This window comes from Streptomyces cinnamoneus, from assembly GCF_014650495.1.
Lineage (GTDB): Bacteria > Actinomycetota > Actinomycetes > Streptomycetales > Streptomycetaceae > Streptomyces > Streptomyces cinnamoneus.
On the sequence record NZ_BMVB01000007.1, the window covers coordinates 94,094 to 107,679 of the forward strand.

At 70.6% G+C, this 13,586-nt stretch carries 19 protein-coding genes; 12 read left to right on the forward strand and 7 right to left on the reverse strand.

From position 1 onward, the window contains the following. Positions 1–41 precede the first annotated feature (41 nt). The 3 genes from IE182_RS12490 to IE182_RS12500 are packed head-to-tail and all read right to left on the reverse strand — an operon-like array spanning position 42 to position 2,094. On the reverse strand, positions 42–809 hold the full coding sequence (locus tag IE182_RS12490; protein WP_190109835.1) for an AIM24 family protein: 768 nt from the start codon (positions 807–809) through the stop codon (positions 42–44). After that, on the reverse strand, positions 806–1,456 hold the full coding sequence (locus tag IE182_RS12495) for an AIM24 family protein (protein WP_190109836.1): 651 nt from the start codon (positions 1,454–1,456) through the stop codon (positions 806–808). The genes IE182_RS12490 and IE182_RS12495 overlap by 4 nt, the downstream gene beginning before the upstream one ends. After that, positions 1,456–2,094 (reverse strand): AIM24 family protein, encoded by a 639-nt coding sequence (locus tag IE182_RS12500; RefSeq protein WP_190109837.1) that lies wholly within the window; start codon positions 2,092–2,094, stop codon positions 1,456–1,458. The genes IE182_RS12495 and IE182_RS12500 overlap by 1 nt, the downstream gene beginning before the upstream one ends. A gap of 172 nt (positions 2,095–2,266) precedes the next feature. Between IE182_RS12500 and IE182_RS12505 the strand changes: the two genes are divergently transcribed. The 6 genes from IE182_RS12505 (at position 2,267) to icmA (ending at position 6,313) form a co-directional block, all read left to right on the forward strand. Continuing rightward, positions 2,267–2,611 carry a DUF3817 domain-containing protein gene (locus IE182_RS12505; protein WP_190109838.1) on the forward strand — a complete coding sequence of 115 codons (345 nt, stop codon included), beginning with the start codon at positions 2,267–2,269 and terminating at the stop codon, positions 2,609–2,611. Further along, the gene (locus IE182_RS12510) at positions 2,608–2,904 is read left to right on the forward strand and encodes an MTH1187 family thiamine-binding protein (RefSeq protein WP_190109839.1); all 297 of its coding nucleotides are present in this window, start codon (positions 2,608–2,610) and stop codon (positions 2,902–2,904) included. Before IE182_RS12505 ends, IE182_RS12510 begins: the two co-directional genes overlap by 4 nt. A 211-nt stretch (positions 2,905–3,115) precedes the next feature. Continuing rightward, a complete protein-coding gene (locus IE182_RS12515) occupies positions 3,116–3,454 on the forward strand; it encodes a hypothetical protein (protein ID WP_190109840.1) in 339 nt (112 codons plus the stop codon). 99 nt (positions 3,455–3,553) lie between these two features. Further along, entirely contained in the window at positions 3,554–4,075 is a 522-nt protein-coding gene (locus tag IE182_RS12520; RefSeq protein WP_190109841.1) for a MarR family winged helix-turn-helix transcriptional regulator, read from the forward strand. Between the two features lie 55 nt (positions 4,076–4,130). Further along, complete coding sequence (locus tag IE182_RS12525; protein WP_190109842.1) at positions 4,131–4,466, forward strand: DUF3817 domain-containing protein; 336 nt, start codon at positions 4,131–4,133, stop codon at positions 4,464–4,466. A gap of 146 nt (positions 4,467–4,612) precedes the next feature. Next, positions 4,613–6,313, forward strand: coding sequence for a coenzyme B12-dependent isobutyryl-CoA mutase large subunit (gene icmA / locus IE182_RS12530; protein ID WP_190109843.1), 1,701 nt, complete (start codon positions 4,613–4,615; stop codon positions 6,311–6,313). Between the two features lie 22 nt (positions 6,314–6,335). Here the strand turns inward: icmA and IE182_RS12535 are convergent, their stop codons facing one another. Further along, positions 6,336–6,584: a hypothetical protein gene (locus IE182_RS12535; RefSeq protein WP_190109844.1), complete on the reverse strand. Its 249-nt coding sequence runs from the start codon at positions 6,582–6,584 to the stop codon at positions 6,336–6,338. After that, positions 6,581–6,868, reverse strand: a complete 288-nt coding sequence (locus IE182_RS12540; RefSeq protein WP_190109845.1) for a hypothetical protein — start codon at positions 6,866–6,868, stop codon at positions 6,581–6,583. The genes IE182_RS12535 and IE182_RS12540 overlap by 4 nt, the downstream gene beginning before the upstream one ends. Positions 6,869–7,191: 323 nt before the next feature. On the opposite strand from IE182_RS12540, the gene IE182_RS12545 reads away from it, so the two are divergent. Next, a complete protein-coding gene (locus IE182_RS12545; protein WP_190110041.1) occupies positions 7,192–7,974 on the forward strand; it encodes a helix-turn-helix domain-containing protein in 783 nt (260 codons plus the stop codon). Next, on the forward strand, positions 7,971–8,156 hold the full coding sequence (locus IE182_RS12550; protein WP_190109846.1) for a DUF397 domain-containing protein: 186 nt from the start codon (positions 7,971–7,973) through the stop codon (positions 8,154–8,156). Before IE182_RS12545 ends, IE182_RS12550 begins: the two co-directional genes overlap by 4 nt. Here IE182_RS12550 and IE182_RS12555 read toward each other — a convergent pair. Next, a complete protein-coding gene (locus tag IE182_RS12555; RefSeq protein WP_190109847.1) occupies positions 8,138–8,812 on the reverse strand; it encodes a TetR/AcrR family transcriptional regulator in 675 nt (224 codons plus the stop codon). The genes IE182_RS12550 and IE182_RS12555 overlap by 19 nt on opposite strands. Before the next feature lie 197 nt (positions 8,813–9,009). On the opposite strand from IE182_RS12555, the gene IE182_RS12560 reads away from it, so the two are divergent. The 4 genes from IE182_RS12560 to IE182_RS12575 all read left to right on the forward strand — a co-directional run bounded on the left by IE182_RS12560 (position 9,010) and on the right by IE182_RS12575 (position 13,090). After that, positions 9,010–9,975, forward strand: coding sequence for a tetratricopeptide repeat protein (locus tag IE182_RS12560; RefSeq protein ID WP_190109848.1), 966 nt, complete (start codon positions 9,010–9,012; stop codon positions 9,973–9,975). 573 nt (positions 9,976–10,548) lie between these two features. Beyond that, positions 10,549–11,169, forward strand: a complete 621-nt coding sequence (locus IE182_RS12565; RefSeq protein ID WP_190109849.1) for a DUF6230 family protein — start codon at positions 10,549–10,551, stop codon at positions 11,167–11,169. Between the two features lie 111 nt (positions 11,170–11,280). Next, entirely contained in the window at positions 11,281–11,769 is a 489-nt protein-coding gene (locus IE182_RS12570; RefSeq protein WP_190109850.1) for a DUF6114 domain-containing protein, read from the forward strand. Then, entirely contained in the window at positions 11,759–13,090 is a 1,332-nt protein-coding gene (locus IE182_RS12575) for a hypothetical protein (protein WP_190109851.1), read from the forward strand. The genes IE182_RS12570 and IE182_RS12575 overlap by 11 nt, the downstream gene beginning before the upstream one ends. Here the strand turns inward: IE182_RS12575 and IE182_RS12580 are convergent, their stop codons facing one another. After that, positions 13,091–13,528 (reverse strand): hypothetical protein, encoded by a 438-nt coding sequence (locus IE182_RS12580; protein ID WP_229844787.1) that lies wholly within the window; start codon positions 13,526–13,528, stop codon positions 13,091–13,093. Between the last annotated feature and the right edge of the window lie 58 nt (positions 13,529–13,586).

Below are 13,586 nucleotides of genomic sequence, written 5' to 3' on the forward strand. Positions count from 1 at the left end.
GAGAGGTCATGCGTTCGACGTCACACTCTGCAGGGTACCGCTCACAGCCCGAAGCGGCGCTGGAGGTCGCCGAGCTGGCCGGACAGACGGGGCGTCATTGGCTGATTTCCGGCGCTACCCTGCGGAACACCCGCCTCCTGGGGCGGGCCCTCGCCCGTGGCGATCTCCGCCATCAGCTGCTCGGTGGACTGCAGCAGCACCGTCCCGGCCCCGACGAACTCGAACTGGTGCTCCTCGCCGGACGCGCCGCCCAGACCCGTCAGCCTCCGCACGCCGCCCATGACGCCGCGCAGGTACTGGTGGTCGTAGTGGTGGCAGGGCGACGGGCAGTCCGCCCAGCCCACCAGCGCCTGCGGGTCCACGCGGATGGGCGGCTCGACGAAGACGACCGGCCCGTTCGAGGCGGCCACGAACTTGCCCGTGCCGATCAGCGTCAGGAAGCCCGGAATGATCGACTGCTTGAGCGAGAGCGACGGTTCGAAGGCCAGCAGATTACCCGAACGTACCGTCAGGTTGCCGTCCTCCAGGTCGTAGGAGTTGACGTCGAAGGAGCGGTCCGCGAGCAGCATCTTGCCCTGCCCCTCGGCCACCACCCAGTCCGCGGCATGCAGCGGGGAGTGGAAGCTGCCGGAGATCAGCCGGTCGAGGGGCCCGTGGCCGATGCCGTGGAAGTCGATCCGCCCGTAGTAGGCGATCATCTTCCCCTTCTGCAGGAACCACTGGCCCTTGAGGTCCACGCTGAACGCGTACGGGTTGACGTTGTCGTTGCTCGGGAGCGTGGTCGCGTCATGGGTGACCGGGCCGTTCACAGCTTCTCCTCCGACGCCTGTACGTACACCGTGCCGGTGCCCGAGAGTTCGAGACGGAACGCCTCGCCGCTGCCGCGGCCGACGACCTCGCGCCAGCCGATGGCGGCCGTCAGCTTGTTGCGTACGTCGCCCCGGTGGGCGACGTACGCCTGCGGGTCGACGGTGACGGGCCGCTGCGGGGTGATCGGCAGCTCGATGAAGCCGCCGTGCGCCATCACGGCCACCGCGCCGTGCCCCTTGAGGGTCGTCGTGAACAGCCCCTGGCCGGTGACCTGGCCGCGCACCATGCCCATCACGCCGCCCTGGGAGCCCATGAACATCGTCCCCTGCTGCAGCGTTCCGTCGAACGCCAGCAGCCGGTCGGCCTCCACGTACAGCGTGTCGCCCGACAGCTCGATCACATGGACGTGATGGCCGCCGTGGCCGAACATCACCGTGCCGCTGCCCTCCACGGTCATCAGCGGCGTGGCCTCGTTGGCGATCCGCCGGCCGATCATCCCCATGACGCCGCCCTGCCCGCCCGTGATGCTCGGCGTGAAGGAGACGTCGCCCTTGTAGGCGAGCATCGCCCCGCGCTGACTGAACAGCCGCTGCCCCGGAACCACCTGGGCCTCGACCATGCGCGAGTTCAGAAGCCGGAACGGCATCAGACCTCACCCCCGATGGTGTTGCGCTCACTCGGCTGCACGTACACGAGCCCCTCGCCCTCGAAGCGGATCTGGAACGCCTCGCCCGAGCCCTCGCCGATGAACGTCCGGAAGTTCACCCCCGACTGGAAGTGCTGCTTGAGCCGCCCGGTGTGCGCGATGTACGCGCCCGGGTCCACCTGCAGCGGCATCTGCGGGGTCACCCGCAGCACGATCGCCGTGCCGTCCGAGAGGATCGCGGCCTGGCCGGAGCCCTCGACGGTGGTGGTGAACAGGCCGTTCCCCTGGGAGGCGCCGCGCAGTCCCGTGAAGGTGGTGCCGGTGCGCAGCGCCGAGTCCGTGCACAGCAGGTTGCTGGCCTCCACGTACAGCGTCTCGCCGCGCAGCGTGACCAGGTTGACCTCGCTCGCCCGGTCGGCGAAGTAGCAGGTGCCGTGCCCCTTCACCTCCATCATCTCCATCTGTTCGCCGGTGAGCCGGCGCGTGACCATGCCCCGCAGCCCGTCACCGCCGCCGGTCATCTTCTTGAATGCCATCTCGCCCTCGTACGCGACCATCGACCCGTTCTTGGCCTTGACCGCGTCGCCCGTCATGTCGACGGCGAGGACTTTGCTCCCGTGGAGCCGAAACTGAGCCACGCCCCGACGCTAGCGGGCTGGCCCACACCTCCGACAGGCCCCATGGCCCCGGAAACATTCCGGGACAGACCCGGAGCAGGGCATCGGGGACGGGGCTGCGACAATGGGGAAGCTTGTGAATGCCATCACAAGCTGTGACCGTCCCACCACTCGACCGAAGGTGTGCCCCACCGTGGACCTCAAGACCGCCTCCGCCCTGCGCCGGCTCCGCCTGGTCTCCGCCCCGGAGGCCGTTTCCTTCCTCCTGCTGATGGTCTGCTCCGTTCTCAAGCGGACCACCGACTTCAACGCGGTGCCCGCGATGGGCGCGATCCACGGCATCCTCTTCATCATCTACGTGATCTTCTGGATCGACGCGTGGACGACCGCCAAGTGGCAGCTGAAGACCGCCGCCCTCTACTTCGTCCTCTCCGTCCTGCCCACCGGCGGCTTCTTCGCCGACCGCATGCTGCGCCGCGAGGCCGAGGCCCACGTCATCGCCGCCCGGGCCCGCAAGGAGAGCGTGGTCAACGCATGATCGTCGCGTTCTCGGTCTCCCCGGTCGGCGTCGGTGAGGACGTCGGCGAGTACGTCGCCGACGCCGTGCGCGTCGTCCGCGAGTCCGGCCTGCCGAACCGCACGGACGCGATGTTCACCTCCGTCGAGGGCGAGTGGGACGAGGTCATGGACGTCGTCAAGCGAGCCGTCGCCGCCGTCGAGGCCCGCTGCGGCCGCGTCTCCCTCGTGCTGAAGGCCGACATCCGTGCGGGCGTCACGGACGGCCTGACCTCCAAGGTCGAGACAGTCGAACGCCACCTCGCGCAGGGATAGGGCTTCCTTTCCCCGAGGGATCTTCCCCGACGTGCCCCTGATGCCTGCTCCCGGCCACCGCCGGGGCAGGCATCAGGGCTACTGCCCCCTGCGCGTCCCCGTCGCGGCTCCGGGCCCGTCGGGACGCTCGCCGTGCGGGCCCCCGCCCGCGAGGTCGTACGATCGCGATGATCAACAACCGGCTGATCGACGCACCAGGGAGAGCCACGGAATGTTCGGCGCGGGCAGGAAGAACACGGACCACCAGCTGATCGTGCTGCGCGACTCGCAGGCGGTGGCCGACGCCCTCCGCGAGGCGCTCGCCGGCGCGAGCGCGGAGGAGCGGCCGGGGCTGGCACGCGCCGCCGAGCTGGTCGCCCTGCATGCGGCCCGGCCCGAGCGCGAGGTGCGCGCGGAGTGGACGCGCGGCGTCCTCGCGGCGTCGGGCTTCGACCCCCGCACCCAGGAACTGCACGCCATCCGCGCCCTGCGCAAGGCCGAGCCGGGGCTGAGCCTCAAGACGGCGGTGCTGCTCGTGCGGGAGGCCGCGGAGGAGCCCGCGGAGCGCTAGCCGGGCCCGCGGAGGGCCGGTCCGGGGGGTGGTTCCGGCCCCGGTCCCGATATCCGAGATGGCCCCGGCCGCGATGTGGCCGACGGGTAGGCTCGTGGCGTGCCCAAGCCGCTCAGCCTCTCCTTCGACCCCATCGCCCGTGCCGACGAACTCTGGAAGCAGCGCTGGGGATCCGTGCCGTCCATGGCCGCGATCACCTCGATCATGCGCGCCCACCAGATCCTGCTCGGACAGGTCGACGCGGTCGTCAAGCCGTACGGGCTGACCTTCGCGCGGTACGAGGCGCTGGTGCTGCTGACCTTCTCCAAGGCGGGCGAGCTGCCGATGTCGAAGATCGGCGAGCGGCTGATGGTGCACCCCACGTCGGTCACCAACACGGTGGACCGGCTGGTCGCCTCGGGCCTGGTCGCCAAGCGCCCCAACCCCAACGACGGGCGGGGCACGCTGGCCTCGATCACGGACAAGGGCCGTGAGGTCGTCGAGTCGGCCACCCGCGACCTGATGGCGATGGACTTCGGGCTGAGCACGTACGACGCCGAGGAGTGCGGGGAGATCTTCCGGATGCTGCGGCCGCTGCGGGTGGCCGCGGCCGACTTCGCGGACGGGTCCGCCGACGCGTGAACGCCACGCCGGGGGCGGCGAAGATCGCCCCGGAACGTGCGGTTACGCTCGCTCCATGAAGAAGAGCGTGCTGACCCGCTACCGCGTCCTTGCGTACGTCACGGGCGTGCTGCTGGTCCTGCTGACCCTCGGCATGGTCGCCAAGTATCTGCTGGACGTCGACGGCGCTGCCGACTTCACCAAGGTCGTCAGCATCGCCCACGGCTGGCTGTATGTCGTCTACCTCGTCCTGGCCTTCGACCTGGGCTCCAAGGCCAAGTGGCCGTTCGGCAAGCTGGTGTGGGTGCTGATCGCGGGCACGATCCCGACCGCCGCCTTCTTCGTCGAGCGCAAGGTCACCCGCGAGATGGAGCCGCTGCTCGTGGACGAGGCCGCCCCCGTACGGGCCTGACCCGCTCGCCGGCGAGCCCGCCGGCCCCCGCGCGACACCGCCCCGGACACCCCTTGTGTCCGGGGCGTTCTTGCGCGAAAATTTAGTAGGACGTCCTAGTAAATTTTCTCGGCGCAACGGGGCACGGAGAGGCAGACGAGACCACCATGGACGCAGCATCCATCGAGGCGGGGCGCAACCGCTGGCAGGCCCGGTACGACAAGGCCCGCAAGCGCGACGCCGACTTCACCACCCTCTCCGGCGACGAGGTCGAGCCGCTCTACGGTCCCCGCCCCGGCGACACCTACGAGGGCTTCGAGCGCATCGGCTGGCCCGGCGAGTACCCCTTCACCCGCGGCCTGTATGCGACCGGCTACCGGGGCCGCACCTGGACCATCCGCCAGTTCGCGGGCTTCGGCAACGCCGAGCAGACCAACGAGCGCTACAAGATGATCCTCGCCAACGGCGGCGGCGGCCTCAGCGTGGCCTTCGACATGCCGACCCTCATGGGACGCGACTCCGACGACGGCCGCTCCCTCGGCGAGGTCGGCCACTGCGGCGTGGCCATCGACTCCGCCGCCGACATGGAGGTCCTCTTCAAGGACATCCCGCTCGGCGACGTCACCACCTCGATGACGATCAGCGGCCCGGCCGTCCCCGTCTTCTGCATGTACCTGGTGGCGGCCGAGCGCCAGGGCGTGGATCCCTCGGTCCTCAACGGCACGCTGCAGACCGACATCTTCAAGGAGTACATCGCCCAGAAGGAGTGGCTCTTCCCGCCCGAGCCCCACCTGCGCCTGATCGGCGACCTGATGGAGCACTGCGCGCGGTCCATCCCCGCCTACAAGCCGCTGTCCGTCTCCGGCTACCACATCCGCGAGGCCGGGGCGACGGCCGCGCAGGAGCTCGCCTACACGCTCGCCGACGGCTTCGGCTACGTGGAGCTGGGCCTGTCCCGCGGCCTGGACGTCGACGTCTTCGCGCCCGGCCTGTCCTTCTTCTTCGACGCGCACGTGGACTTCTTCGAGGAGATCGCCAAGTTCCGCGCGGCCCGCCGCATCTGGGCCCGCTGGATGAAGGAGGTCTACGGGGCGAAGACCGACAAGGCCCAGTGGCTGCGCTTCCACACCCAGACCGCCGGTGTCTCGCTCACCGCCCAGCAGCCGTACAACAACGTGGTCCGCACGGCCGTGGAGGCCCTGGCGGCCGTCCTGGGCGGCACCAACTCGCTCCACACCAACGCCCTCGACGAGACCCTCGCCCTCCCCAGCGAGCAGGCCGCCGAGATCGCCCTGCGCACGCAGCAGGTCCTGATGGAGGAGACGGGCGTCGCCAACGTCGCCGACCCGCTGGGCGGCTCCTGGTACGTCGAGCAGCTCACCGACCGGATCGAGGCCGACGCCGAGAAGATCTTCGAGCAGATCAAGGAACGCGGCCTACGGGCCCACCCCGACGGCAAGCACCCCATCGGCCCCGTCACCTCCGGCATCCTGCGCGGCATCGAGGACGGCTGGTTCACCGGCGAGATCGCCGAGAGCGCCTTCCGCTACCAGCAGTCCCTGGAGAAGGGCGCCAAGCGCGTCGTCGGCGTCAACTGCCACGAGGGCTCGGTGACGGGCGACCTGGAGATCCTCCGCGTCAGCCACGAGGTGGAACGCGAACAGGTCCGCGTCCTGGCCACCCGCAAGGCCGCCCGCGACGACGCGGCGGTACGGGCCGCCCTGGACGCCATGCTGACCGCCGCCCGCGACGGCTCCAACATGATCGCCCCCATGCTGGAAGCGGTCCGCGCGGAGGCCACCCTGGGCGAGATCTGCGACGCCCTGAGGGACGAGTGGGGTGTGTACACGGAGCCGGCGGGGTTCTGACGCCCGCTGTCACCACCTCGCGTCAGGGCAGTGGTACGAGCTTGACCACGGTGACGGTCACCACCGAAGGGCTGACGAGGTAAGTGATGAAGGCGATGTTGCCGACGGTGGCGTCGCGACGGTCGTGATCGCCGCGAACGGAGGTGGAGCCACAGCCATACGGTTTCAGCGCCAAGGCGGTCATGCCGTTCTCGAAGAGCTTGCGCCGTTCGGCGGTCAGGCTCCGACGCCCGGTGTCGGCGTCGTTGGTATAGGCGATGCGGTAGCTCAACCGGCGCTCCTGTATGTGTCGCCCGACTCGTCGTCGAAGTGGACGCCGGAGAAGTCCCCGGCCTTCAGACGCGCGATCAGAGCCTCCTCCTCCGGGTCGTGCGCCTGCGGCGTCCGGAGGGCCCAACGGGCAAGGACACCGGAGATCTCATCCGCACCTGCCTGCTCCGCTTCGCGCTCGAACTCTGCTCGCAGCGGGGCGGGCAGTGCCTCCCGGATGCTGTTGATGGTGCCCGGCAGCTCCACCGTCCGGCCGCCGATGGTCGTCGTGAAGGTCTTCGCCATGTCCTGCCCCTTCCTCGATACCCATGCCGCCGATACCGACGTGGTCCTTCGAACTATGCCTGCTGTGTGGCGCGGGTGATGAGCGAACACCCGGGAAGCGTCTCACCCACGGATGCGGCGGCGCATGCACCCTTCACCCGTAAGCGTGAATTTGTTCGAAGGCCGGTGTCGTGCTGTCATTTTCCGACTCGGACCTCACTCACATGTGCGACCGGACTTTCGAACCCGGCTCGTACGCGGCTTGCCCGCCCTAGCCTCCCTTGGTACCGACAGAGGTACGGAGAGGGGCGGGCGTCGTGACGAACGAGACCTCCCAGCCGCCGATGGCGTGGCGGCTGTGCGGGAACCAGGTCAAGCTGTGGCGGATGGACGCCGGCGTCAGCCGGGAGGCCCTCGGCCAGGAGGCCGGGTACGGGTACGAGACCGTCAAGTCGATGGAGCAGGGGCGGCGTCGGCCCAGCCAGCGGTTGCTGGAGGTGGCCGATGAGATGTGCGGGGCGAACGGGAAGTTGCTGGCTGCGCGCAACTACCTGCAGCCGGAGCGGTTCGTACCGCGTGTACGGGACTACATGGCTGCCGAAGCGGAAGCCATCGCAGTGCACTGGTACGAAACGGTGCTCATCCCGGGACTGTTGCAGACCGAGGAGTACGCACGGGTGCTGATGGCGCAGCACTGCCCGCCGGTCGACGACGAAACGGTCGAGGAACGCGTCGCGGCCCGGCTGGAGCGGCAGGGGCTCCTGGCGAAGACGACGGTCCTGTTCAGTTTCGTGCTCTACGAGGCGGCCCTGCGCACGCTGGTCGGCGGCCGCGAGGCGATGCGCAGGCAACTCGATCACCTGCTGGAGGTGGGGAACGCCCGGAACGTATCGCTTCAGGTTCTCCCTGCCCGCCATGGCGTTTACGCCGGGCTCGGAGGGCCCTTCGTGCTGCTGGAGAACGCCGAGCTTGAGCGCCACGCCTTTGAGGAAGGGCAAGAGACCGGCGTCCTGCACACGGACCCCGAGAGGATCAGCAACCTCACGAAGCGCCATGCCATGATCCGTATGCAGGCTCTCAGTGCTGAGGAATCGGCAGGGCTCATCAGGAAGTTGGCCGAGGAATGACGCTCCCTGAGCAGAGATGGTTCAAGTCCAGTCATAGCGGTAGCGAGGGCACCGCGTGCGTCGAAGTCGCCCTCACCCCCCGCACCGTCCACATACGTGACTCCAAACGCCGGGACGGCCCCCACCTGTCCATACCCGCCCCCGCCTGGGCGGGCTTCCTTCTCTACGCCGCCGGGGGCTGATCCCCCGCCGTCGCCACGGCCGCCAGGCCGCCCACCAGGAGGCCCGCGAAGCCCCGGGCCCACTCCGGGTCCACCGGCTCCGCGCTGACCAGGGTGCGGTGGACGACCGCGCCGGCGATCACGTCGAAGATGAGGTCCGCGGTGCGGGCGGCCGTGGTGGGGTCGTCCTCGTGGGGGAGTTCGCCCCGGAGCTGGGCGCGGGTGCGGCCCAGGAGGACGAGGGACTTCTGGCGGTCGACGATCGCCGAGCGGATGCGTTCGCGCAGTGCGTCGTCCCGCGTCGACTCCGCCACCACGGCCATCAGGGCCGTCTTCGTCTCCGGCCGCTCCAGGAGCGCCGCGAACTGCAGGACCACGCCCTCGATGTCGGCCTGCAGGCTGCCGCGGTCGGGGAGTTCCAGGTGTTCGTCGAAGAGCGCGGCGACCGCGTCCACGACCAGTTCGCTCTTGCCCGCCCAGCGGCGGTAGAGGGTGGTCTTGGCGACGCCGGCGCGCGCCGCCACGTCGCCCAGGGTCAGTTTTCCCCAGCCCAGCTCGACCAGCGCCTCGCGCGTCGCGCCGAGGATCGCCCGGTCGGCCTCGGCGCTGCGCGGCCGGCCCGTCCGGCGCGTGCGGCCGTCGCGCGGGCCGGGCGCGGGGGAGGGGGCTGCGGTCATGGACTGGACCTTACCGCCGGGTAGCGATACGGGTATGAGCCAGATCACCGGGAAGTCTTGCCCCGGGAGGGGGGCTTCCAGTTACGCTACGACCCGTAGCGTAAGAGCGACAACCACGGACGCCAGGTGGGGACCCGGCGTCAGAAGCCATCGCTGCATTTTTCCGGTTCGCCCGGCCGAGGGGGGAGGATAGGCCCATGCAGCCACGGAACATGTCCATGAGTGGAGTGGTCGACCTCGCCGCGGTGAAGGCGGCCGGCGAAGCGAAGCAGAAGGCGGAGCAGGCGCGCGCGGAAGCGGCGCGCCACGGCGGCGTGCCGGCCGCCGGTGCGGGCCGCCTCGTCTTCGACGTCGACGAAGCGGGTTTTGACCAGGAAGTCCTGCAGCGCTCCGCCGAGGTGCCGGTCGTCATCGACTTCTGGGCCGACTGGTGCGAGCCGTGCAAGCAGCTCGGCCCGCTGCTGGAGCGGCTGGCGCAGGAGTACGCGGGCCGGTTCGTCCTCGCCAAGGTCGACGTCGAGGCCAACCAGCTGCTGTTCCAGCAGTTCGGTGTGCAGTCCATTCCCGCCGTCTTCGCGGTGGTCGCCGGCCAGGCGCTGCCGCTCTTCCAGGGCGCGGCCCCCGAGGCGCAGATCCGCGAGGTGCTGGACCAGCTCGTCGCGGTGGCGGAGCAGCGCTTCGGCATCGTCGGCGCGCCCGTCGAGGGCGGCGAGGCGGCCGAGGTCGCGCCGCAGGCCCCGGCCGGCCCGTACGACTCGGTCCTGAGCGCCGCGCACGAGGCGCTCGACGCCGGTGACCTGGGCGGCGCCGTGCGCGCCTACGAGAACGTCCTGTCCGACGACCCGGCCAACGCCGAGGCCAAGCTGGGCCTCGCGCAGGCGCAGCTGCTGCGGCGCGTGCAGGACATGGACGCCCAGCAGGTGCGCAAGGCCGCCGCGGACGCGCCCGGCGACGTGCAGGCGCAGATCGCGGCAGCCGATCTCGACCTGGTCGGCGGGCACGTCGCGGACGCCTTCGGGCGACTGGTCGACGCCGTGAAGAAGTCGGCCGGCGAGGACCGTGACGCGGCCCGCGTGCGGCTGCTGGAGCTGTTCGAGGTGATCGGCCCCGACGACCCGCGGGTGGTGGCGGCGCGTACGGCGCTGTCGCGCGCGCTGTTCTGAGGGACCTCGTTCCACCTGGGTCCCAGGCGGAACAACCGCCGCGCTTTACCAAATCTTGGTAATCGCGGCCCCTGTTACTGCAAGTAAGAAGAGCCCGGGCGTTCGCCCGGGTTCTTCTTGTTTCCTCCACTTCTTCCCGGACACGCTGCGGCATCGTCCCGCGGGGGGCCGATGCGGACCGGCCACCCCATGGTTATCGGCCCGTTACTCGCCAGTAATCAACCTCTTGTGTCCCGGCCGTGAATGCATCACGATCGGCCCAGCCCGGTCCATTCCGCGTTCCGGCCACCCGGCCGGCACCGCGGTCATGGGTCCCCACCGGGCCGGCCGGCGCGCCTGCGCCGGCCTGTGGGACAGGGGGGTCCCCGCCGCCAACGGCGGGGCCTGTTCCGGCGGTTGCGCGAAGGCGTGGCCAGTGGTTGTCGCTCGGGGGTGAACGCCGGTGATGCATCGGGCGCGATTGGCGCCGCCGCATACGACGGCGCTCTCCTTCCCGAGGACGTAGCGCTTCTCCCATCCCGGGAGCGGGCCCCGGCCCCTCCCGGAGGTGTACGTCCGAGAAGGAGGAAAGTCGTGAAGTCCCAGACTCGTGGTGGGACCAGATGGCGGCGGTTCGCCGTGGTCATGGTGCCCAGCGTCGCGGCGACGGCCGCGATCGGCGTGGCCATCGCCCAGGGCGCCCTCGCGGCGTCGTTCAGCGTTTCGGGCCAGCAGTTCCAGGTGAAGGCCGAGAGCCTGCATGGCTGGGGATTCGTCCAGTACGGCGCGATCGACAAGACCAAGAAGGGTGACAAGCCCGTCGCGGTGGTCGGCATCAACACGGCGAAGATCACCAAGCTCTGTCAGGCCGTGACCGTCCCCACCCCGTTCGGCGAGGTGGGGATGAAGCTGGAGGCCGGCAGCGACAAGCAGGTCGAGGCGACCAAGCTCTACATCGACGCCGACGACCTCAAGGCCAACGCCAAGTTCACCAACGTCGACATCGGCGTCTCGGTCAGCGACACGTCCAAGGGCCCCGGTCCCGCCAAGCCGGGCGAGGACAACCGGGGCGCGTACGTGCCCGGCTCCTTCGCCCAGCAGGCGGACGAGGTGGAGTTCACCGACGTCGACCAGCGTGCCTGGGCGACCTCGGCCGGAACGTTCACGCTCCCCGGTCTGCACATGGGCGTCAGCATGGGCGCCGCCAAGTGCTGACGTCCCCGATGCGCTGAACGGCCGGGCGCGGGGCGGCACTTGGCGTCCCCGTGCCCGTACCGTTCGTCGCTCACGTACCACCGATTCGCCAGTCCCGAGGAGCTGTACACCATGAGCGCCGACACGCGACCACGGCTGATCGTCAACTTCGGCCGCACCCGCCGTTCGTTCTGGGACTGGCGGGGCCGACGCCCGTTCTGGGGCGGACTGCTCTGCATCCTGGCCGGCGTCCCGATCATGTACATCCCGTACCAGACCATGACCCTGGGCGACCTGCACATCCGCATGGCCACGACGGCCGGCGCCGGCTCGCTGATCATCGGCGTGCTGCTCGTCGTGCTCGGCCTGACCCTGTGGTTCCAGCCGCAGTCGAGGGTCTTCGCCGGCGTCGCCGCGATCCTGCTCGCCCTGGTCTCCCTGGTCGTCTCGAACTTCGGCGCCTTCCTCGTCGGCTTCCTCCTCGCCCTCATCGGCGGGGCCCTCGGCGTCTCCTGGGCGCCGGGCCGGCCGGCCGTCGCCGCCGTGCCGTCCGGCGCGGGTACCCCCGCCGCCGGGCCGAGTCCGGTCAAGGACATCGACGGGGGCAGCCGTGCCGACTGAGGAAGAACCCACCACCCGTGCGAGATGCGGCCCGCGCCACGCGGCGCCCCGCAAGCCCCTGCTGGCCCGCCTGCAGATGCCGGCCGGCACGGCGATCGCCCTGGTCGCGATGCCGAGTGCCGTCCTCATGGGGATGGGCCTGACGCCGACGCTGGCCGAGGCCAAGCCGGTGGTGCCGCCGGGCCCGTTCGGCGACGCGCAGTGCGCGACCGCGCCGGACGCGGCCGCGGGCGCCGACGCCACGGAGAAGCCGGAGCCCGGGGCGGACGACGCGAGCCCCGGCGCCGGCCCCGCGCCGCGGGGCGGACCCTCGCCGGCCCCGTCGGGCACGGCGGGGGAGAGCAAGGGCAGCGCTGCGAGCCGGGGTCGCGAGCCCGCCGGCTCGCCGTCCGCGCTGCCCCTGCCCGTCCCGCTGCCGAAGGCCGAGCCGACGACCGGGCCCGCGCCCGTCGTCCCGCCGCCCGCCGCGCCGTCGGCGTCCCCCTCGCCGTCGCCCACGCGGGCGAAGAACCCGCTGGACCCCCTGGGCCTCGGGGACAAGCTGAGCGATCTCCTGAACGGCGGACGGAAGGTTTCTTCTGCCCCGTCGACTGCCCCGTCGACGCCCGCCGGGTCGTCCCCGGCCGCGTCGCCGTCGTCCGGTGCGTCAGCGGGTGCGTCGTCCGGTGCGGCCAAGGGCAAGGCCGGCGCCGCCGTGCCTGCGCCCGGCGCCACGCCGTCCCCCGGGGCGTCCGCCAAGGAGCCCGGCGCGCCGGGCGCAACGCCCCCGGCCGGGCCGTCCGGCACCCCGTCGCCGGGTGCCACCGCAAGCCCCGGCGCGGACCCGGACAAGCCGCCGCTGTGCCCGCCCTCGCGCGTCCTGGACGAGAACGAGAAGCGCGCCTTCCCCAACCAGCCCTGGTACCTGGAGGCGAGCAAGCTCACCCTCAAGGGCCTGACCTACGAGGGCGTCAAGCGGATCACGATGGTGAACGGCCAGCAGAAGCCCGTGCTGAAGTTCACCGCGGACGCCCTGGAGATCAAGGACCTGCACCAGATCGTCAACAACCAGGGGAAGCAGTACCACGTCACCGGCACGGGAACGACGTCCACGGTCTCGGCCGGGAAGATCACCATGTACACCGAGGAGCTGAAGGGCAAGCTCCTGGGCGTCCTGCCGTCGACGCAGTCGCCCTCCAGCCTTCCCCCGCTGATCCCGGGTGTGAAGCTGCCGATCCCGATCTTCTTCACGGACGTCAAGATCCGCCAGGCGGGCCAGTACGGCGGGACGCTGCACATCCCGAACCTCCACCAGTACCTGACGGAGGGCACGTACTCCTGATCAGGGGGCGGCCGGCAGGAGTCCCACGAACTGCCGGCCGTCCGCCCGGCAGGGCTTCGGGAAGGTCAGCTTGAGGCCCTCGGTCTGGCCGGCCAGGGCCAGTTCGGTGATCAGCGTGAGGCCGAGCATGCCCTTGCGCGCCTGTCCCGCCGCCACGTACGGGCGCGACAGCTCTATCAGGAGCTTGCCCGGCTTCCCGGTCGCGGTCGCGGCGTCGAAGAACAGCAGGCGCCGGTCCGTGAGGACGAGGTACATCTGCCGCGGCCGGACCGACGCCATCATGGTGCCGCCGCTGATCACGCCGACGAGCGCGGCGGTCGCGACCTGCCGGCGCACCGAGACGGTGCCGACGTTGGCGCAGGTGATGAGGTCGACCCGTTCGCCGGGGGCCAGCATCGGGGTCGCGGCTTCGAAGGTCTGTCTCCGGCGGCGGTCCATGAGGGACACGGGTGCTCCTTGGGTGGTGCGTGATTCAGGGAGCGAACGGTATGGCATG